We start from the raw sequence: 20829 nt of genomic DNA on the forward strand, positions 1-20829 counted from the left end.
CAATGCAATGTCGAGCGATGCATCGGGCCGGCTGCGTTGATCGACCCATCGATCGAAGCGTTTGCTGCGCGCACTGTGTCGCGCGCTTCGTCTGGTGCTGCCGACTGCTGACTGCTGATTGACCGGGTCACGATGACCGCTTCAAGACTTCAGTGACCTGCCCTGCTTCGCTGCGTTGCGATGAACGGCGCGCTTCGTATTTCACTCGCCGCGCCGCTCATCGACTTCACTTCTACTTCACTTGCCTCAGCTTCGCTGCTCGCTGCATGCGGGTCATTACCTACGACTCGTCAGCAAGCAGCGATCCTGCTGCTTGCCGACTACTTACTGGCAAGCCTCGCATTCGTCGAAGCCAGGGTCGCCCGGACGCATCATGCACACCGGACCATCCGCTTCCGGCGCTGCTTCAACCGCGACTGCCGGCGCTGCCGCTGCCGCCTGAATGCCACCCGAAGCCGTGTTGCCGCTCGCGCCGAAGCCGCCAGCCGCGCCACCCGCAGCGCCGCCCGAACCTTCGCCGCCGCCCGAGCTCACCGCATTCAGCGCGCCGTGCGCCACCGTCGACTTCTCGACGTGGGTCGCCGCCATCGTGCGGAGGTAGTAGGTCGTCTTCAGACCGCGCACCCAGGCGAGCTTGTAGATCTCGTCGAGCTTCTTACCCGACGCGCCGCCCATGTAAATGTTCAGCGACTGCGCCTGGTCGATCCACTTCTGACGACGCGATGCCGCTTCGACCAGCCACTTCGGATCGACTTCGAACGCCGTGGCGTAGATCGCGCGCAGGTCGGCCGGGATGCGGTCGATGCGCGAGAGCGTGCCGTCGAAGTACTTCAGGTCGGCGACCATCACTTCGTCCCACAGGCCGCGCGCCTTCAGGTCGCGCACCAGGTAGTCGTTGACCACCGTGAATTCGCCCGACAGATTCGACTTCACATACAGATTCTGGAAGGTCGGTTCGATGCAAGCCGACACGCCGATGATGTTCGAGATCGTCGCCGTCGGCGCGATCGCGACGCAGTTCGAGTTGCGCATGCCGTAGGTGGCGATGCGCGAACGCAGTTCGGTCCAGTCCATCGACTCGCTCGAATCGACTTCCACGTAACCGCCGCGCGCTTCCGCCAGCAGCTTCACCGAGTCTTGCGGCAGGATGCCGCGATCCCACAGCGAGCCGCGGTAGCTGGAGTAACGGCCGCGTTCTTGCGCCAGTTCCGTCGACGCGTAGTAAGCGTAGTAGCAGACCGCTTCCATCGACGTGTCGGCGAACTTGACTGCCTCTTCCGACGCGTACGGCGTGCGCAGCAGGTGCAGGCAGTCCTGGAAGCCCATGATGCCCATGCCCACCGGACGGTGCTTCAGGTTCGAGTTACGCGCCTTGGCGACCGCGTAGTAGTTGATGTCGATCACGTTGTCGAGCATGCGCATGGCCACGCTGACGGTGCGCTTCAACTTGTCGTGGTCGAGCACCAGGGTGCCGTCGGCCTGTTCCTTCAGGTGAGCGACGAGGTTCACCGAGCCCAGATTGCAGACGGCGATTTCGGCGTCGCTGGTGTTCAGCGTGATTTCCGTGCACAGGTTCGACGAGTGGACGACGCCGACGTGCTGTTGCGGCGAGCGCACATTGCACGGATCCTTGAACGTGATCCACGGGTGGCCGGTTTCGAACAGCATGCCCAGCATCTTGCGCCACAGTTGCGCCGCCGGGATCTTCTTGAACAGCTTGATCTCGCCGCGCGCGACTTTGTCTTCGTAAGCCGTGTAAGCCGTTTCGAACTCGGCGCCGAACTTGTCGTGCAGGTCCGGGCAGGTGGACGGCGAGAACAGCGTCCAGTCGCCGCCTTCCATCACGCGCTTCATGAACAGGTCGGGAATCCAGTTCGCCGTGTTCATGTCGTGGGTACGACGGCGGTCGTCGCCGGTGTTCTTACGCAGTTCGAGGAATTCCTCGATGTCCAGGTGCCACGATTCCAGGTACGCGCACACCGCGCCCTTGCGCTTGCCGCCCTGGTTCACGGCGACCGCCGTGTCGTTGACGACCTTCAGGAACGGCACCACCCCTTGCGACTTGCCATTGGTGCCCTTGATGTGCGAACCGAGCGCGCGCACGCGCGTCCAGTCGTTGCCCAGACCGCCGGCGAACTTCGACAGCAGCGCGTTTTCCTTCAGCGCTTCGTAGATACCATCGAGGTCGTCGTCGACCGTCGTCAGGTAGCACGACGACAGTTGCGAGCGGCGCGTGCCCGAGTTGAACAGCGTGGGCGTGGACGACATGAAGTCGAAGCTCGACAGCACCTTGTAAAACTCGATCGCGCGCGCTTCACGGTCGATCTCGTTCAGCGACAGACCCATCGCGACACGCATAAAGAATGCCTGCGGCATTTCGATGCGCACGCCGTCGTGATGCAGGAAGTAACGGTCATACAGAGTCTGCAGACCGAGGTAGCCGAATTGCAGGTCGCGGTTGTTGTCGAGCGCGGCGCCGAGGCGCTTCAGGTCGAACTGCAGCAGCTTGTCGTCGAGCAGCTCGGCTTGCACGCCGCGCTTGATGAACTGCGGGAAATACTCGGCGTAACGCTCGCCCATTTCCGTTTGCGTGACTTCCTCTTCGAGGATCTCGCGGCGGATGGTGTGCAGCAGGATGCGCGCGGTGACCTGGCTATAAGCCGGGTCCTTTTCGATCATCGTGCGGGCAGCCAGGATCGCCGAGTCGTAGACCTGGCTCATCGGCACGCCGTCGTACAGATTCTTGACCGTCTCCGCGATGATCGGATCAGCGCTCACGGCGTCGCCCAGGTTCGAGCAAGCCAGTTCGATGATGCCGCGCAGCGCAGCCATGTCCAGCGGACGCGTGACGCCGTTGTCGGTCACGTTCAGACCCGGCGTGTTCGCCACGATCTGGTCGTCATGACCGCGCGCCTGCGTGCGCTTCTCGCGATACAGCACGTACGCACGCGCGACGTTGTGTTCGCCGCCGCGCATCAGCGCGAGTTCGACCTGATCCTGAATGTCTTCGATATGGAACGTGCCGCCGTTCGGGCGGCTGCGCACGAGTGCGCGCACCACGTTCTGCGTGAGTTGCTCGACCAGTTCGCGCACACGCGCCGAGGCGGCGCCTTGACCACCGTTCACGGCCAGAAATGCCTTCGTCACGGCGATGGCGATTTTCGACGGTTCGAACGACACGACGCTGCCATTACGACGGATCACCTTGTAGTCGGCGTAGGTCGCTTGCGGCGCGAGCGCTTGTGCGCCTTGTGCCTGGCCGAAGGCCTGGCCAGTCGGTGAGCCCTCATACCGGGTCGTCACGTTGTCGGTGGTTTGCATGTGCAAAGCTCCTGGTCCTGGAAATGTTGCGGGAAAATCCGCGGATTAAAACGAACGCTGCGCCGCCGCGTGCGCATGCGATGGGGTGCAGGAAGGGGACCGGCTGAGCCGGTTGGCGGGCTGCGACTGCGATGAAGCCTGGTTCGAATTGATAACGGTCTTCATCGTGTGTGTCGCGATCACTTGCCAAACCCCTTTCCTGAATGCTTCTGAATGCCGCCGGTGGTCTCTCCGGCCGCGCCACAGGAATATTTTTTTCGCTGCCTGAAATGCTTGCGGCGCCATGCTCGGAGAGCGGACGCCGCTGACTTATTCACCCAGTTGTGCACTTGGTTATTCACATGGTTATGCACAGCACAACACAAGATATAGTGCAAAACTGGATTTGTGGCACCAAGTATAGTGGAGAATCGAGACAGGTCAAATCGTTTTATTTGCTTTCGAAGTCTTGACTTTTGCTTAGCGCGGCGCGCAGCCGACTCCCCGGAGAACAAGGCAGCGCCTTGTTCTCCTCGCATCACGCGAAGTTGCGCGAAGGGCCGTTACGGCGTTTTGGAAAACTTGAGATAGGGGAAATACTGAGCGTCGAGCGACGTGTCGCGCTGCAGACGCGACCACTCGAAATGCGGCCCTGGATCGGTCTTGCGACCGGGGGCGATGTCCGAGTGACCAGCGAGCGCTTTGACCGGATAGCGAGCCTTGAGCGCGCTCACCAAGGTACTGAGCGTGCGGTATTGAGCCGCTTCGAAGGGCGTGGTGTCGCTGCCCTCCAACTCGATGCCGATCGAGAAATCATTGCAGCGCTCGCGGCCGAAAAAATCCGACGGCCCGGCGTGCCACGCGCGTTCGTTGCACGACACGAATTGCTCGAGCGCGCCGTCGCGATGGATCACGAAATGCGCCGACACCCGCACGCCGCGCAGGTGCGAATCGTAGTACGGGTGGGCGTCGCAATCGAGCGTGTTGAGGAACAGGTCGGCGATCGCGGTGCCACCGAATTCGTTGGGCGGCAAGCTGATGTTGTGAACCACGATCAGCGTCGGCACAGCCCCTTCGGGCCGCGCTTCGAAATTCGGCGATGGCAGTTTGCGTGCGGCGGCGACCCAACCGTCGGCATCGACGGTGAACTCGACGCTCATCGAGCGTCGCGGCCCGTGGGTCGCGCGCCATGACGCTGCGCGTGCGCGGCGCTGCAGAACGGCTGCCCGGCCACCACCACGGAATCGCTCTTCGGCGCGTGCACGCCGCATTCGACGCAACGAATCATCGGCTCGGGGAGTTGCGCCGGCGCGGAAGCGCGCGCGCCGCCGTTCGGGCCGTTCGCATCTTTGGCGCCCGCGGCACCGTTCGCGCCACTGCGTTGGGACGCCTGCGCGTCATGACGACGCAGCGCCTTCACCAGCCACTGGCCGACGATGAACAACAGGATCAGCAGAAATATTTGTCGCATGGGACACGCTCACACTACAGCTCGGTGCAACAGCACCTCGAAAACAAAACGGCTGCCGACGTACGCCAGCAACAGCGCGACGAACGACGCCAGCACCCAGCGCAATGCCGCACGGCCGCGCCAGCCGGAAACCTTGCGCGCGGTCAGCAGCGCGCCGAACATCACCCAGGAAAGAATCGCGAACACGGTTTTGTGATCGAGCCGCAACGCGCGGTCGACCAGTTGCTCGCTGAACAGAATGCCCGACACCAGCGTTAACGTCAGCAAGACGAAACCCGCGCCAATCAACCGAAATAGCAACTTCTCCAGCGTGAGGAGCGGCGGCAGCGTATCGAGCCAGCTCGACAGCCAGCCGTTGCCCGCCGCGGCCGCGTGTCGCTGCGCCATGCCGCCGCGCATGGCATGCAGACGCCGCTCGACCAGCAGCATCAGAATGGCGTGCAGCGCCGCGATCGCGAACAGACCGTATGCGATGTTGGCGATCAGGAAGTGCAGCTTGAACATCGGCGCGGCCGAGTACGGCAGCACCCGCACGCCGTTGAACGCCAGCGGCAACAACGAGGCGACGCAGGCGAGCGGCAAGACCAGCAGACGCAAACCGTCGAGCGGAAAGAAAAAGCTCTCGATCCAGTAGATGCCGGCGCCCAGCCAGAACATGGCCGACAGCGCGAACGCGAAACCGAACACCATCGCGTTCTGCGGGAAGATGGTGGTATGCAGCAGCACGCCGTGGGCGAGCAGCGCCACGAACAGCAGCGCGCGGCCCGAGCTGCTCATGCCCGAAGCGGCCGATGGTGCCGACACGGGCGTCGCCGCGGCGGGCACCGGCGGCACGCTTTCGAGCATGGGACGCATGGCGGCGTGCCGGTGCGAGCGCCAGCCGGCCACGGCTAAACCGCCGTAGAGGAGCGCAGTGAGGGCATACAGTACAATATCCATATTCGAAGTTTACACTAGGCCCCTGCTCCGCGACGTCTCCTGCATCGCGCCCCGCTCTGGCCGCACTGTTCATCGCTCCCCATGCTCGACAATCTGACTCAACGGATGGCGCGCGTCGTCAAGACGCTGCGCGGCGAAGCCCGGCTCACCGAGGCGAACACCCAGGAAATGCTGCGCGAGGTGCGCCTGGCGCTGCTCGAGGCCGACGTGGCGCTGCCCGTCGTGCGCGAGTTCATCGCCAAGGTGAAGGAAAAGGCGCTCGGCGAGGAAGTCATCAGCAGCCTCTCGCCGGGTCAGGCGCTGGTCGGCGTGGTGCAGCGCGAGCTGACCGCGATCATCGGCGGCGACTACGAAGGCAAGGCGGTCGAGCTCAACCTCGCCGTCACGCCGCCGGCCGTCATCCTGATGGCGGGTCTGCAGGGTGCCGGTAAGACGACCACGGTCGGCAAGCTCGCCAAGCTGCTGCGCGAGAAGTACAAGAAAAAAGTACTGACCGTGTCGTGCGACGTTTACCGCCCTGCCGCTATCGCGCAGTTGAAGACGGTGACCGAGCAGGTCGGCGCGGACTTCTTCCCGTCGGAACCGGATCAGAAGCCGGTCGACATCGCGCGCGCCGCCGTGGATTGGGCCAAGCGCCACTATCACGACGTGCTGCTGGTCGACACGGCCGGCCGTCTCGGTATCGACGAAGTGATGATGCAGGAAATCGCCGCGCTGCACAGCACGCTGAAGCCGGCGGAAACGCTGTTCGTCGTCGACGCGATGCTCGGCCAGGACGCGGTGAACACCGCCAAGGCCTTTAGCGACGCGCTGCCGCTCACCGGCGTGGTCCTCACCAAGCTCGACGGTGACTCGCGGGGTGGCGCGGCGCTCTCTGTGCGCCATGTCACGGGCAAGCCGATCAAGTTCGTCGGCGTCGCGGAAAAGCTCGACGGCCTCGAAGTCTTCTACCCGGATCGCATGGCGAACCGGATTCTCGGCATGGGTGACATTCTCGCCCTCGTCGAAGAAGCGCAACGCGGCGTGGACGTGCAGGCCGCGCAGAAGCTCGCCGACAAGGTCAAGAAGGGCGGCGACTTCGATCTGAACGATTTCCGCGCGCAACTCACTCAAATGAAGGGCATGGGCGGCTTGTCGTCGCTGATGGACAAACTGCCCGCGCAATTCCAGCAGGCCGCCGCCGGCGCCGACATGAGCCAGGCCGAAAAGCAGATGCGCCGCATGGAAGGCATCATCAATTCCATGACGCCGCTGGAGCGCGCCAAGCCCGACCTCATCAAGGCCACGCGCAAGCGCCGCATTGCCGCGGGCGCGGGCGTGCAGGTGCAGGAAGTCAACCGCATGCTGAATCAGTACGACCAGATGCGCACCATGATGAAAAAGCTCAAGGGCGGCAATCTGCAAAAGATGATGCGCGGCATGAAGGGCATGATGCCCGGTATGCGCTAAGCTTTAGCAAGACGGCGGCGCGCGCGTTCCGCGCATGGACCACGGAACGCGACCTGACTCCGCGCGGCTGACTTCAGCTTGTGCGGGTTTATTCTGTACCGCGCGCCGCCGTCCTCACCCACACTATGTATACAGTCACCGCCCGTCAGACGTCATGAACCGCGAAGAAGCTCTCCACATTTTTAGCCACTCCGAAGAAATCGTTTCGGCCGAGGACGTCAACGCGTCGATCAGCGGCATGGCGGCCGCCATCCGCGACGAGATGAGCGAGGACTTCCCGCTCGTGCTGTCGGTCATGGGCGGCGCGGCGGTGTTCACTGGCATGCTGTTGCCGCACCTCGATTTCCCGCTCGAGTTCGACTACATCCACCTGACGCGCTACCGCAACACCACCAAGGGCGGCAACGAGATGCAGTGGCGCGTGGCGCCGGCGGAGTCGGTGAAGGATCGCGTCGTGCTGGTGCTCGACGACATTCTCGACGAAGGCGAGACGATGGCCGCGATTCGCGACCGCATTCTCGCGATGGGCGCGAAGCGCTTCCTGAGCGCGGTGCTGTGCGAGAAGATCATTCCGAAGGCCAAACCGCTGCGTCCGGACTATTGCGGCTTCGAAGTGCCGGACCGCTATGTGTTCGGCTGCGGCATGGATGCGAAGGGTTACTGGCGTAACCTGCCCACGATTCGCGCGCTGACTGAAGGGGCTTGATGCTTCCTTGAGGCGGCCGCGTTCGCGCGGTGAATCGGTATAAAAAAGCGGCCTGTTGGCCGCTTTTTTATACCGCACCCGCTCCGCCGTCACAGTTGATGCACGAACGACCGAATACCACCGAGCATCATCTCCACCGAAATCGCCACCAGCACGAGACCCATCAGCCGCTCGAAGGCCATCATGGCGCGCTCGCCGAGCCACGCCTGAATGCGCTCCGCCAGCATCAGCACGATCGCGCAGACGATCATCGTGACAGTCAGCGCACCGATCCACTCGAGCATCTTGCCGGGCGCCTGCGACGTCAGCAGCATCACCGTGGCCAGCGCCGACGGACCCGCCAGCGCCGGAATGGCGAGCGGCACGATCAGCGGTTCGCCGCCGCGCGTGTCGCCGCCGAGCGGACCGTCCGGATGCGGAAACACCATTCTGAGCGCGATGAGGAACAGCACGATCCCGCCGCCGATGCGCAACGACTGGTCGGTCAGGCTCATCATGCGCAGAAAGCCGTCGCCGACGACCATGAAGATCAGCAGGATCGCGAAGGCGATCGCCACCTCACGGAGAATGACGATCGTGCGCCGCTTCGGCGACACGCCGCGCAGACAACTGATGAAGAGCGGAATGTTGCCGAGCGGATCGGTGATCAGAATCAGCAGGACAGTCGCGGACACGAAGGTGTATTCCACCGTCCGCTCCGCTTAGCGCGCCAAGGCTGCGCGAACTTTCCCGATCACCGTTTTCGCGGCGTCTTCGACCGGCAGCAGCGTCGCCTCGGCGTCGCGGCGGCCCTGGTATTCGAGCTTGCCTTCCTTGAGGCCACGGTCGCCGATCACCAGGCGATGCGGCACGCCGATCAGCTCCCAGTCGGCGAACATCACGCCGGGGCGCTCGCCACGGTCGTCGAGGATCACGTCGATGCCCGCTTCGACCAGTGCCGCGTACAGCTTGTCGGCTTCTGCGCGTACGGCTTCGCTGCGGTCATAGCCCATCGGGCACAGCACGACTTCGAACGGCGCAATCGATTCCGGCCAGATGATGCCCTTGTCGTCGAAATTCTGTTCGATCGCGGCGCCCAGGATACGCGTGACGCCGATACCGTAGCAGCCCATTTCCATCGGCCGCGGCTTGCCGGTTTCGTCGAGGCAGGTTGCGTTCATCGCTTCGGAATACTTGGTGCCGAGCTGGAACACGTGGCCCACTTCAATACCGCGGCAGATGTCGATCACACCCTTGCCATCCGGCGACGGATCGCCTTTCTTGACGTTGCGAATGTCGGCGACGACCGGTTCCGGCAGATCGCGGCCCCAGTTCACGCCGGTGGTGTGGTAATCCACCTCGTTCGAGCCGACCACGAAGTCGCTCATGTTCGCGACCGTGCGATCCGCCACGACCTTGATCGGCTTCTTCGTGTCGATCGGGCCGAGGTAACCCGGCGGCGTCCCGAACGTTTCGATGATTTCAGCCTCGGTCGCCATGCGGAAGTCGGCCAGACCCGGCAGCTTGCTCGCCTTGATCTCGTTCAGATCGTGGTCGCCGCGCAGCATCAGCAGCCAAATGGTCGGCTCGGCGCCTTCGTTTTCGGTCGCGAGGATGATCGACTTGATCGTGCGCTCGAGCGGAATGTTCAGCAGCTCGGCCACGGCTTCGCACTTCGCCTTGCCCGGCGTGGCGGTCTTCTTCATCTCTTCGGCCGGCGCCGCGCGTTCCGCGTAGAGCGGCAGCGCTTCGGCCGCTTCTACGTTCGCGGCGAAGTCGGAGGTCGGGCAATAGGCGATCGCGTCTTCACCCGTCTCGGCGATCACGTGGAACTCGTGCGAGCCGCTGCCGCCGATCGAACCGTTGTCCGCCGCCACCGCGCGGAAGTCCAGACCGAGGCGCGTGAAGATGCGCACGTAAGCGTCGTACATCTTGCGATAAGACTCGCGCAGGCCATCCATGTCCTTGTCGAACGAGTACGCGTCTTTCATGATGAACTCGCGGCCGCGCATCACGCCGAAACGCGGACGGATCTCGTCGCGGAACTTGGTCTGGATCTGGTAGAAGTTCACCGGCAACTGGCGATAGCTCTTGATCTGATTGCGCGCAATGTCCGTCACCACTTCTTCGTGGGGCGGTCCGATCACGAAATCGGACTGCTTGCGATCCTTGAAGCGCAGCAACTCGGGACCGTACTTCTCCCAGCGGCCCGATTCCTGCCACAACTCGGCCGGCTGCACCGCCGGCATCAGCAACTCAATCCCGCCTGCCCGGTTCATTTCTTCGCGCACGATGGCTTCCACCTTGCGAATCGAACGCAGGCCGACCGGCAGGTAGTTATAGATACCGCCGGCGACGCGCCGGATCATGCCGGCGCGCACCATGAGCTTGTGGCTGACGATCTCTGCGTCGGCGGGAGCTTCTTTGAGGGTACCGATAAAGAAACGGGAAGCTTTCATTCAGATTATCCAAAAGCGGCGGCTCCGGAGGGACCGCCCGAAAGGTGAAAACGGTGGGGAAATCGACACAGATCCGGCTCTGAGCCGGCACGGCTCACCTGACAATGACGCTGACACCGGCACAACGCAGCCCGACCGCGGCGCCGAAGCCGCCGCGCAAAGCCTTTGCACAAGGGATAAGGCACGGAAAGACTGACAGGCTACCGCAAACGCGGGCCTTTTGCGGCGAATCGTTCCAATCTGGTGCGAATCGGTGCGTCAGGTCCGTTATCTGTTTATAATCAAAGCAATTTTAAAGGATTCGAAGGTGGTTGTATGCTGGATCGTGAAGGCTTTCGCCCGAACGTCGGCATCATCCTCTTGAACGCGCACAACGAGGTGTTTTGGGGCAAACGGCTCCGTGAACATTCCTGGCAGTTTCCGCAAGGGGGCATCAAGTACGGAGAGACCCCCGTGCAAGCGATGTATCGGGAGTTACACGAAGAAACCGGGCTGCTTCCTGAGCACGTCAAGGTGATTGGTCGCACGCGCGACTGGTTGCGTTACGAGGTGCCTGACAAGTTCATAAAGCGCGAAGTACGCGGTCATTACCGCGGCCAGAAACAAATCTGGTTTTTGCTCCGGATGGTTGGACGCGACTGCGACATCTGCTTGCGCGCCACCGACCACCCTGAGTTCGATGCGTGGCGCTGGAACGAGTACTGGGTGCCGCTCGACTGTGTGATCGAGTTCAAGCGGGATGTATATCAGTTGGCGCTGACGGAGCTGTCCCGTTTCATGCGCCGGGCTGCGCCGCGTGCGGAAAAACCTGGCGGGCACCATGGGCCGCGCTATCCCCGGATAGCGTCGTCAATGGAAAGTCCGCCGGATTCCACGGTAATGACGGTGACCACCGTAACTTCGGTGACATCTGTCAGCATCGAAACATCGGTTCACGCAACGATCGCGTCCGATTGCGGTCCGGGCTCCGGTTCAACGGCCGAGGTAGGCGCCGCGCCGGAGCACGAAGACGAATCGGCAGGCGAAACGGCCGGCTCGCTGTTCCGCCCGGGCGTGCGCAATTAACAACTCTGTGCGGCTGTCCACGCCGCCTCTCTCTGACGCGGCTCGACGAGCCGCGTCAGTGTTTCGAGGAAATCATATTGAAAGCACTTGCTCTCGTCGTGGCGTGCGTCGCCACCGGCGCCCTGCTGGCTGGCTGTTCGAGCGCCGGCAAACCTACCAATAAAGACGACAGCGCGTTTACCTATTTGCTGGACCGGCAGAGCAACTGGGTTGAGAACAAGGTGGACACTTTGCCGCCGCTGCCGCAAGACTCGAATCTGCTGCCTTTCGAAGTGTCCGGCAATACGCCGCTGCAGTTCGCGGTCGACCGGAACTCCCTAACCGTCGGTACCGACGGAGTGGTTCGCCTTACCGTCGTCGTGGCAAGCCCGAGCGGCGCTCGTAACGTGATCTACGAAGGAATTCGCTGCGATACGTATGAATGGCGCCAGTATGCGGGCCTGAATTCGGATCACGACGGCTGGGACACGACGGTCGCGAACAGCTTCACGCGCATCGAGAATGGCGCGCTGAACGCCTATCAGGCGGCGCTGTATCAGGATTATCTGTGCGCGAACAAGATGCCCATGGGGAACGCGAGCTCGATTCTGGAGAACATCCGCTATAAGCGCACAGCGAGTTCGTCGATTCACTGAGCTTTGGATCCAGGCGGGTTGCGGGCGTGAAAAAAGCCGTTCCAGCTTTCGCTGGAACGGCTTTTTGCTTGCCGTATTCGTGTCCCCGCGCTTGCGACGATCAGTGACTTAAACCAGCACCAGGTTGTCGCGGTGAATCAACTCCGGCTCCAGCATATAGCCGAGCACCGATTCGATTTCGCCACTCGGGCGCCGTTGAATCAGCTTGGTTTCGGCGCTGCTGTAGTTCGTCAGGCCGCGCGCTACTTCACGCCCCGCAGCACTCAGACACGCAATCACTTCACCGCGGGCAAATGCGCCCTGAACGCCGATGATACCGATAGGCAACAGGCTCTTGCCGCCTTCGGTCAGTTTTTCGACTGCGCCGTCGTCGATCACCACATGGCCGCGCACTTGCAGATGATCCGCCATCCATTGCTTGCGCGCCGCCATGCGCGCCGTGCGCGCGATCAACTGCGTGCCGATCGCCTCGCCCGAGGCCAACCGCGACAACACATCCGCTTCGCGTCCGCTTGCGATCACCGTATTGGCACCGCTGTGCGCCGCGCGCTTAGCGGCGAGAATCTTGGTCAGCATGCCGCCGCGACCGAGACTCGAACCCGCGCCGCCCGCCATTGCTTCGAGCTCCGGCGCGCCCGCATCGGCCTGCTGAACGAGCGTGGCAGCAGGATTCTTGCGTGGGTCGGCGGTGAAAAGTCCTTGCTGATCGGTGAGAATGACGAGCGCATCGCCCTCGATCAGGTTTGCGACGAGCGCGCCCAGCGTGTCGTTGTCGCCGAATTTGATTTCATCGGTGACGACCGTGTCGTTCTCGTTGATGATCGGCACCACGCCCAAGCGCAGAAGCGTGAGCAGCGTGGAGCGCGCGTTCAGATAGCGTTCGCGGTCGGCCAGGTCGGCGTGGGTCAGCAGAATCTGCGCGGTCTGGATGGAATGCTCGGCAAAGCGGCTTTCGTAGACCTGCGCGAGACCCATCTGGCCGACGGCCGCGGCCGCTTGCAGTTCGTCGATCTCGCGTGGCCGTTTGGTCCAGCCGAGCCGTTGCATTCCTTCTGCAATGGCACCCGAACTAACGAGCACCACTTCCTTGCCTTGCGCGCGCAGGGCGGCAATCTGTGCGGCCCAGCGGCCGATAGCAGCATGATCGAGGCCGCGCCCGTCATTCGTGACGAGGCTCGAACCGACTTTCACTACCAATCGCCGTGAATCTGCGATGACGGAACGCATTGTGCGCAGTCTCCAAGATGACGCGTGATGCATACCGGCAGCCCGTTCGGGCGCCGGAGCTCGAGCTTTTTATGCCTGCGGGTCGATGCCGGCGTCGTCCGCGGCGGCCGGGGCTTCCGGCTTCTCGCGAAAGCGCACGTCCGCGGCGAGATCTTCAGCTTCGGCCGCGCGCTGCGCGTCCGAATGCGCGGCGATGTGGTCGAACACCGCGTAGCAGAGGCTTTCACAGCCTTGGCCAGTCAGCGCCGAGATTTCGAACACCGGACCGTCCCAGCCGAAGCCTTCGAGGAATGCCGAGACGCGAGCTTCGCGCTGGTCTTCAGGGACCATGTCCAGCTTGTTCAGCACCAGCCAGCGCGGCTTTTCATACAGCAGTTCGTCATACTTGCGCAATTCGTTGACGATCGCCTTGGCTTCCGCGACCGGATCGATCGCGTCGTCGAACGGTGCAAGGTCGACGATGTGCAGCAACAAGCCCGTGCGCTGCAAATGCCGCAGGAACTGGTGACCAAGGCCCGCGCCTTCCGCCGCGCCTTCGATCAGACCAGGAATGTCCGCGATCACGAAGCTGCGGCTCGGCCCGACGCGCACCACGCCGAGATTCGGCGCGAGCGTCGTGAACGGGTAGTCGGCGATCTTCGGCTTCGCGTTCGACACCGACGCGATGAAGGTCGACTTGCCGGCGTTCGGCATGCCGAGCAGACCGACGTCCGCCAGCACCTTCAATTCGAGGCGCACCATGCGGCGCTCGCCCGGCTTGCCGTCGGTCTTCTGACGCGGCGCGCGATTCGTACTGGACTTGAAATGCAGGTTACCGAGACCGCCCGCACCACCCTGAGCGATCTGCACGCTCTGGTTGTGCTCGGTCAGATCGGCGATCAACTCGCCGGTCTCCATGTCGGTGATGGTAGTGCCGACCGGCATGCGCAACGTGATGTCGTCGCCGCCCTTGCCGTAGCAGTCCGCGCCACGGCCGTTTTCGCCGTTGCGCGCGAGGTGTTTCTTCGCGTAGCGGTAATCGATCAGCGTGTTGATGTTGCGGTCCGCGACCGCGATCACGCTGCCGCCCCGGCCGCCGTCGCCGCCATCCGGGCCGCCGAACGGAACGAATTTCTCGCGGCGCATCGACGCGCTGCCATCCCCTCCGTCGCCGGCGATGACTTCAATCCTCGCTTCGTCAATGAACTTCATGCGTAACTCCGTCCCGTGGTGTGCTGCCAGATGGTGCTGCTAGATTTAATGCTACTGGATGATGCTATTTTGCCGCGCCCGCCGCGCGCTGATCAATCGACCAAACGGCATAGGCGTGCCGGCACGAGCGCAGCATTCACGCCCATTCATCCGACGAAAACCGCCGGAATAAAAAAAGCCCCGCTAACTTCGCGGGGCCTTTTTCCGGTCCTGAAGCCCGTGCCTGAGTAAACTCAGACTGCTGCCGGGACGACGTTGACCATGTGCTTCTTCGCTGCGCCCTTCGTCGAGAAATTGACGTGGCCGTCCGTCAGCGCGAACAAGGTGTGATCCTTGCCGATACCGACGTTTTCGCCCGGGTGCATACGCGTGCCACGTTGACGAACGATGATGCCGCCAGCGTTGATGGCTTGACCGCCGTAAACCTTGACGCCGAGACGCTTCGATTCAGAGTCGCGGCCATTGCGGGATGATCCGCCTGCCTTTTTGTGTGCCATTTGATTTGCTCCTTAACCGTTGCGCTTACGCGTTGATCGCGTCAATGCGCAGTTCGGTATAGTTCTGGCGGTGGCCGCCATGCTTCTGGTAGTGCTTCCGGCGACGCATCTTGAAGATGGTCACTTTTGCGTGACGACCTTGCGACACGACGGTAGCCTTGACGGAAGCCCCACTGACCAGCGGCGTACCGAACTTAATCGATTCGCCTTCGCCCACTGCGAGAACCTGGTCGAGCGTGATTTCAGCGTCAATGTCTGCCGGTATCTGTTCTACTTTAAGTTTTTCGCCGACGGCAACTTTATACTGCTTGCCACCGGTTTTTATGACCGCGTACATTGAGAACCTCACTCTGTGTTCATTTTTCCCACGCACCGCGCGCGGAAACCCGTGATTATACATAGAGTTAGCTGCTCGGTCAAAACTCATTGAGAGGCGTCGCGCGCAGCGCCCGGCGCCTTGCAGCACAGCCCCGGCGCGCGGTTCTGCCGCCGCCCGGAACGCGCCGCTCCGCAGCCTGCGACCCGGAACTGTCGCGATTCGCCTTATAATTCGCGGCACTACCCAATTCAGCCATCATGTCGTCGACTGCCACCCCCTCCTCCAACGCCGCCAGCCTGCTCGCTCCGATCGCCGAAGACATGCAGCAGGTCAATCGCGTCATACGGCACCGTCTTGCGTCCGACGTGATGCTGATCAACCAGATTTCCGAGTACATCATCAGCGCCGGCGGCAAGCGGCTGCGGCCCGCGCTGCTGCTGCTGGTGGCCGGCGCGCTGGGCGAAACCACGGGGCACCGGCATGAACTGGCGGCGGTCGTCGAATTCATCCACACGGCCACGCTGCTGCACGACGACGTGGTCGATGAATCCGACCTGCGGCGCGGCCGTCAGACGGCCAACGCGCTGTTCGGCAACGCCGCGAGCGTGCTGGTGGGCGATTTCCTGTACTCGCGCTCGTTCCAGATGATGGTCGGCGTGGGCAAGATGCGCGTGATGGAGATTCTGTCGGAGGCGACCAACATCATCTCCGAAGGCGAAGTGCTGCAGCTCCTGAACATGCACGACGCCGACGTGGACGAAGCCCGCTACATGCAGGTGATCCGCTACAAGACCGCCAAATTGTTCGAAGCAGCCGCCCAACTCGGCGCGGTGCTGGCCGGCTCGGACGCGAAAACGGAAGCCGCCGCGGCGGAATTCGGCAGGCGCATCGGCACCGCGTTCCAGATCATGGACGACTGGCTCGACTACACGGGCACCGCCGAATCGATGGGCAAGAACGCCGGCGACGATCTTCGCGAAGGCAAACCCACGCTCCCGCTAATCTATCTGATCGAACGCGGAACGCCGGAGCAATCGGCGCTTGCGCGAGAGGCGATCGAACAGGGCGGCACGGCCCGTTTCGACACCATTTTCGAAGCGATCACGCGTTCCGGCGCGCTGGATCACACGCTCGAATGCGCGAAGCAGGAAGCGCAGGCCGCAGCAGCAGCAATTTCTTCATTTCCCGATTCCATTTTTAAAGAGAGCCTGCTAGAATTATGTTCTTACTCGACGGCGAGACAGTCTTAAACGGGACTGAAACGCTGAGTTAGTCTGAATCGAGTCTGCAGTACAAATCGGGGTGTAGCTTAGCCTGGTAGAGCGCTACGTTCGGGACGTAGAGGCCGGAGGTTCGAATCCTCTCACCCCGACCAGATTTGCCTTGTTAGTTCAAGGCTCGAAAAACCGCCCAGCTTGCTCGGCGGTTTTTTGTTTTTGGGCCGCGTACGGCGTGTGCGCCGAGTGTCGTCCTCACACGCGCCCTGCGCCGCAGCTGCCGCCCGCGCTGCCTTTTGCCGCCAAGCCGAACGGCGCGCGCAATCCCCTCTGCTATATTCTCTTCATCCTTTCCCCTATCCTTCACGACGCGTGGAACAACTTCCCTTATGGGCGCAGATTGGCGCCGTCTTTCTGCTGCTTGTATGCTCGAGCTTTTTTTCGATTTCCGAAACGGCGATGATGGCGATCAACCGCCATCGCCTGAAACATCTTGCCAACCAGAACGCGCTCGGCGCTAAGACCACGCAGGGTCTGCTGGCGCACACCGATCAACTGCTGAGCGTCGTGCTGATCGGCAACAATCTGTTCAACACGATCATTCCGGTGCTCACCACCTCGATCGCGCTGCACACGTTCGGCCGTAACAACCTGGTGCTGTCGATCGCGACCGGTATCGTCGCGTTTCTGATCATCGTGTTCGCGGAAATCACGCCGAAGATCGTCGGCGCGACGTTCCCGGAAAAAATCGCGCTGCCCGCCAGCCTGCTGATCGCGCCGATGATGCGCGTCGCCAAACCGCTCGTCTGGTTCGTCAATCTGTTCGCGAACGGCATCTTGCGCGTGCTGCACATCAATACGAAAGGCGCGCACGATCAGCGCCTGTCGACCGAAGAGCTGCGCACCATCGTCCTCGAGTCCGGCAGCTTCATGCCGACCAAACACCGCAGCATTCTGCTGAACCTGTTCGACCTCGAGAACATTTCCGTCGACGACGTGATGATCCCGCGCCGCCGCATCGAGGCACTCGATTTCGACGCACCGTTCGAACAGATCCTGCATCAACTGGAAACCTGCTATCACAACAAGCTGATCGTCTATCAAGGCGACATCGACCGGGTGCTCGGCGTGCTGCACGTACGCAAGACGCTGGCGGCGCTGCACAACCAGGAACTCGAGCGCGAGACGCTGCGCGAGTTGCTGGCCGAGCCGTACTTTGTCCCGAGCGGTACGCCGGTGTTCCAGCAGTTGCAATTCTTCCAGGAGAGCCGTCACCGCACGGCGCTGGTCGTCAACGAATACGGCGAGTTGCAGGGCCTCGTCACTCCCGAAGACATCATCGAGGAACTGATCGGCGAATTCACCACGTCGATTCCGCGCGGCGCCAATTCGCGCGGCGGCTGGAACGAGAAGGGCGAATGCATCGTTGCCGGCAGCATGCCCCTGCGCGAACTGAACCGCTGGCTGCATCTCACGCTGCCCACCGACGGGCCGAAAACGCTCAACGGCCTGATCCTCGAAATTCTCGAAGACATTCCCGACGGCGACGTGTGCGTGCAGATCGGCGAAGTCAAACTCGAAGTGATGCGAAGCGATGATCAGGCGATTCGCACGGTCAAGCTGTTCAGACCGCCCACGCGCGCGAAAGCCAGCAAGGTATTGCGCGGCTAAGCTAGACGACGCAACTGCGGGACGTGGCGCGCGCCGCAGCGAGGCACGACACGCAGCAGCATCGCACACAGGCGCAGCGCGCGCCATTAGCCGAATGGCTGAGTAGCGGCGCCCGCCGCCTTACCGGAAGATGAAGCCGTCGTGTTCTACAGGCGGCTCATCACCGGTCTCTCATGCAAGCTTCTTTTCAACCCGCGGCGGCATCGCCGCGTCCCATCGCTAACGCCCAAGAAAGCGCAGTCAAGGCGAAGCCGACGGTATTCTCCCGCGACGTTAGCGCAGCAAATCTCGCTGACCACGACAACGCTCCCGCCGTCCGTCTGTTAACCGACACATTGCAGGAAGCGACCCGCCGCAACGCGTCGGACCTTCACATCGAACCAGCGGAACATGGCTGGCGCATACGCTTACGAATCGACGGCGTGCTGCACGAAATCCCGCCGCCGCCCGCGCATCTGCGTGATGCATTCATCACTCGTGTGAAGGTGCTCGCTCGCATGGATATCGCCGAGCGTCGCGTGCCGCAAGACGGCCGGCTTCGTATTTCCACTTCGCCCGGACGCGTTGAAGACTATCGCGTCAACTCGCTGCCTACGTTGTTCGGCGAAAAGCTCGTGCTGCGCAGGCTCGACGCGCTGCCCGCCGATCTCTCACTCGACTCGCTCGGCCTCGACCCGCGTCAACGCGAAACAGTGGACGCAGCGATTCGCGCGCCGCACGGCCTCATGCTCGTCACCGGTCCCACTGGAAGCGGCAAGACGTTGTCGCTGTATTGTTTCCTGAATCTGCTCAACGGCGAAACGCGCAATCTCTGTTCAGTGGAAGATCCCGCGGAGATCCAGTTGGCCGGCATCAATCAGGTCAGCGTGCGCGAAAAAGCCGGACTCACTTTCGCGGTCGCGTTGCGCGCATTTCTCCGCCAGGACCCGGACGTGATCATGGTCGGCGAAATCCGCGACGAAGAGACCGCGGACGTCGCCGTGAAAGCCGCGCAAACCGGCCACCTCGTCCTGTCGACCTTGCATACGAACGACGCGCCGGCAGCGATCGCGCGCCTGATCGACATCGGCGTCGAGCCGTATAACCTCGCGGCCGCGTTGAGGATTGTGACCGCACAACGGTTGGTGCGGCGCCTGTGCGTCGCGTGCCGCGTGGCAGCGCCGCAATCGGTCGCGGCGCTTCGAGCGGCGGGTTTCAGCGAGCATCAACTCGACGGCTGGCAGCCTTACGCCGCGGCCGGCTGCACTGCGTGTCACGGCATCGGTTATCGGGGCCGCGTCGGCGTTCATCAGGTGATGCCCGTGTCCGATGCGATGCGCGAGCTGATCGTCGCGAGCGCCGGCACGCATGAACTCGCGCGGCTCGCGCAAACCGAACAGGTAGGCACCTTGCGCGACGCGGCATTGGCTCGCGTGCGCGATGGCACCACCAGTCTCGCCGAAGCGCTCGCCGCCACTGAGGTCGCATGAACGCGGCCACGACCCAACGGCCTCTGGCCTCCGACATGCGTTTCAAATGGCGCGGCGTCGATGCCGACGGCGTGCGGAAAAACGGCGCGCTCATCGCACCGGATGCGGCCGTCGCGCGCTCAGTGCTCAAGCGCGACAATCTGTTCGTCGTCGAACTCACGGCGCACGGACCGGCACCGCGTCCGACCGCACGCGCCGCGGACATCACGCTATTCACCCGGCAACTCGCCAGTCTGCTGCGCGCGGGCCTGCCGCTCGCGCCCGCACTGGACTTGCTCGCGCAAGCGCAGGCTTCACGCCGCCAGGGCATGCCGCGGATCGTCGGCGCCCTCGCGCGCGACATCACCGGCGGCCTGCGGTTCTCGGCAGCATTGCAGCGACATCCCGCGCAATTCAACGCGCTGTACTGTCAACTCGTTGAAGTCGGCGAAGCGGCCGGCGCACTCTCAGCCGTCCTCGCCCGCATCGCCGATGATCGCGAGCGCGCCGCCGCGCAGCGCGCCAAAGTGCGCGCGGCACTGACCTATCCCGTCGCGATCCTCGTGCTGGCAATGGCTATCACCGCGGCATTGCTCGTGTGGGTCGTGCCGACCTTCAAACAGATATTCGACGGCTTCGGCGCCAGGCTGCCCGCACCGACGCAGTTCGTGCTGGCCTTGTCGTCCGGTGTGGCGCGATGGAGCATACCGGCGTTCGCCACGATCTTCGCAGCCGGTTCTGCAGCGACGTTTCTACTGCGACGTTCCGAAGCCGCGCGCATCCGTTTTGCGCGCATATCGCTGACAATACCGGTCGCCGGTCCGCTGCTGCGCACGTTGTGCGCGGCGCGCTGGAGCCGCGCGCTCGGCACCTTGTTATCAGCCGGCACACCGCTCGCCGACGCGTTCGATTCGCTGACTCACGCCACCGGCAACGCCTTCTTCGACCGCGCCACCGTGGATATCGCCACGCGGCTGCGGCGCGGCGAGCGGCTCGCCGCCGCGATGCGCGCGGCGCACTGTTTTCCGCCCGAGGTCGTCCAGCCGATTGCGGTTGCCGAGGAGTCCGGAGCACTCGACACCATGCTGATCGACGTGGCATCGCTCGCCGATCGTCAGGTAGACGAAAAGATCGGCACGCTGTCGAGCCTGTGCGAGCCGCTCGTCATCATCGTGCTCGGCGCGCTGGTCGGCGGCCTCGTGATCGCGATGTATCTTCCCATTATTCAACTCGGCAACGTGGTGTAGGATCGCAGC

General features: G+C 62.9%; 18 protein-coding genes and 1 tRNA gene. 9 read left to right on the forward strand and 10 right to left on the reverse strand.

The window, feature by feature from the left end; genetic code table 11:
- Positions 1–324: 324 nt before the first annotated feature.
- The 4 genes from PQR42_RS39235 to PQR42_RS39250 all read right to left on the reverse strand — a co-directional run bounded on the left by PQR42_RS39235 (position 325) and on the right by PQR42_RS39250 (position 5710).
- The gene (locus tag PQR42_RS39235; RefSeq protein WP_408391279.1) at positions 325–3321 is read right to left on the reverse strand and encodes a ribonucleoside-diphosphate reductase subunit alpha; all 2997 of its coding nucleotides are present in this window, start codon (positions 3319–3321) and stop codon (positions 325–327) included.
- Between the two features lie 542 nt (positions 3322–3863).
- Positions 3864–4460, reverse strand: a complete 597-nt coding sequence (gene ampD, locus PQR42_RS39240; protein ID WP_408391276.1) for a 1,6-anhydro-N-acetylmuramyl-L-alanine amidase AmpD — start codon at positions 4458–4460, stop codon at positions 3864–3866.
- Positions 4457–4771 (reverse strand): PP0621 family protein, encoded by a 315-nt coding sequence (locus PQR42_RS39245; RefSeq protein WP_408391273.1) that lies wholly within the window; start codon positions 4769–4771, stop codon positions 4457–4459. Before PQR42_RS39245 ends, ampD begins: the two co-directional genes overlap by 4 nt.
- A 9-nt stretch (positions 4772–4780) precedes the next feature.
- Positions 4781–5710, reverse strand: coding sequence for a cytochrome C assembly family protein (locus PQR42_RS39250; RefSeq protein WP_408391271.1), 930 nt, complete (start codon positions 5708–5710; stop codon positions 4781–4783).
- Between the two features lie 81 nt (positions 5711–5791).
- Here PQR42_RS39250 and ffh point away from each other — a divergent pair, with 81 nt between their 5' ends.
- Positions 5792–7159, forward strand: a complete 1368-nt coding sequence (gene ffh / locus PQR42_RS39255) for a signal recognition particle protein (protein WP_408216383.1) — start codon at positions 5792–5794, stop codon at positions 7157–7159.
- Between the two features lie 154 nt (positions 7160–7313).
- Positions 7314–7865 carry a hypoxanthine-guanine phosphoribosyltransferase gene (locus tag PQR42_RS39260; protein ID WP_091798973.1) on the forward strand — a complete coding sequence of 184 codons (552 nt, stop codon included), beginning with the start codon at positions 7314–7316 and terminating at the stop codon, positions 7863–7865.
- An 89-nt stretch (positions 7866–7954) separates the two neighbouring features.
- Here the strand turns inward: PQR42_RS39260 and PQR42_RS39265 are convergent, their stop codons facing one another.
- Both PQR42_RS39265 and PQR42_RS39270 read right to left on the reverse strand, forming a co-directional pair.
- Positions 7955–8554, reverse strand: coding sequence for a MarC family protein (locus tag PQR42_RS39265; protein WP_323046458.1), 600 nt, complete (start codon positions 8552–8554; stop codon positions 7955–7957).
- Positions 8555–8566: 12 nt separating this feature from the next.
- Positions 8567–10303 (reverse strand): proline--tRNA ligase, encoded by a 1737-nt coding sequence (locus PQR42_RS39270; protein WP_408495219.1) that lies wholly within the window; start codon positions 10301–10303, stop codon positions 8567–8569.
- Positions 10304–10618: 315 nt separating this feature from the next.
- Between PQR42_RS39270 and PQR42_RS39275 the strand changes: the two genes are divergently transcribed.
- Complete coding sequence (locus tag PQR42_RS39275; RefSeq protein ID WP_408391266.1) at positions 10619–11368, forward strand: RNA pyrophosphohydrolase; 750 nt, start codon at positions 10619–10621, stop codon at positions 11366–11368.
- A gap of 77 nt (positions 11369–11445) precedes the next feature.
- Positions 11446–12003: a CNP1-like family protein gene (locus tag PQR42_RS39280; RefSeq protein WP_408216391.1), complete on the forward strand. Its 558-nt coding sequence runs from the start codon at positions 11446–11448 to the stop codon at positions 12001–12003.
- A 108-nt stretch (positions 12004–12111) separates the two neighbouring features.
- Here the strand turns inward: PQR42_RS39280 and proB are convergent, their stop codons facing one another.
- The 4 genes from proB to rplU form a co-directional block, all read right to left on the reverse strand.
- Entirely contained in the window at positions 12112–13230 is a 1119-nt protein-coding gene (proB, locus tag PQR42_RS39285; protein WP_408216393.1) for a glutamate 5-kinase, read from the reverse strand.
- Between the two features lie 69 nt (positions 13231–13299).
- Positions 13300–14421, reverse strand: a complete 1122-nt coding sequence (gene cgtA / locus PQR42_RS39290) for an Obg family GTPase CgtA (protein WP_408391264.1) — start codon at positions 14419–14421, stop codon at positions 13300–13302.
- Between the two features lie 233 nt (positions 14422–14654).
- Entirely contained in the window at positions 14655–14918 is a 264-nt protein-coding gene (gene rpmA / locus PQR42_RS39295; RefSeq protein ID WP_007180330.1) for a 50S ribosomal protein L27, read from the reverse strand.
- Positions 14919–14943: 25 nt separating this feature from the next.
- Entirely contained in the window at positions 14944–15255 is a 312-nt protein-coding gene (gene rplU / locus PQR42_RS39300) for a 50S ribosomal protein L21 (protein WP_007180329.1), read from the reverse strand.
- A gap of 239 nt (positions 15256–15494) precedes the next feature.
- On the opposite strand from rplU, the gene PQR42_RS39305 reads away from it, so the two are divergent.
- The 5 genes from PQR42_RS39305 to PQR42_RS39325 all read left to right on the forward strand — a co-directional run bounded on the left by PQR42_RS39305 (position 15495) and on the right by PQR42_RS39325 (position 20820).
- Positions 15495–16487 carry a polyprenyl synthetase family protein gene (locus tag PQR42_RS39305; RefSeq protein ID WP_310813857.1) on the forward strand — a complete coding sequence of 331 codons (993 nt, stop codon included), beginning with the start codon at positions 15495–15497 and terminating at the stop codon, positions 16485–16487.
- A 48-nt stretch (positions 16488–16535) separates the two neighbouring features.
- Positions 16536–16612, forward strand: a tRNA-Pro gene (locus PQR42_RS39310).
- Positions 16613–16826: 214 nt separating this feature from the next.
- A complete protein-coding gene (locus PQR42_RS39315) occupies positions 16827–18125 on the forward strand; it encodes an HlyC/CorC family transporter (protein WP_408216399.1) in 1299 nt (432 codons plus the stop codon).
- Between the two features lie 173 nt (positions 18126–18298).
- Entirely contained in the window at positions 18299–19594 is a 1296-nt protein-coding gene (locus tag PQR42_RS39320; protein WP_408391261.1) for a GspE/PulE family protein, read from the forward strand.
- On the forward strand, positions 19591–20820 hold the full coding sequence (locus PQR42_RS39325) for a type II secretion system F family protein (protein ID WP_408391259.1): 1230 nt from the start codon (positions 19591–19593) through the stop codon (positions 20818–20820). The genes PQR42_RS39320 and PQR42_RS39325 overlap by 4 nt, the downstream gene beginning before the upstream one ends.
- Positions 20821–20829 lie beyond the last annotated feature (9 nt).

Origin of the sequence: Paraburkholderia sediminicola (assembly GCF_046027355.1) — a bacterium.
GTDB classification, from domain to species: domain Bacteria; phylum Pseudomonadota; class Gammaproteobacteria; order Burkholderiales; family Burkholderiaceae; genus Paraburkholderia; species Paraburkholderia sediminicola_B.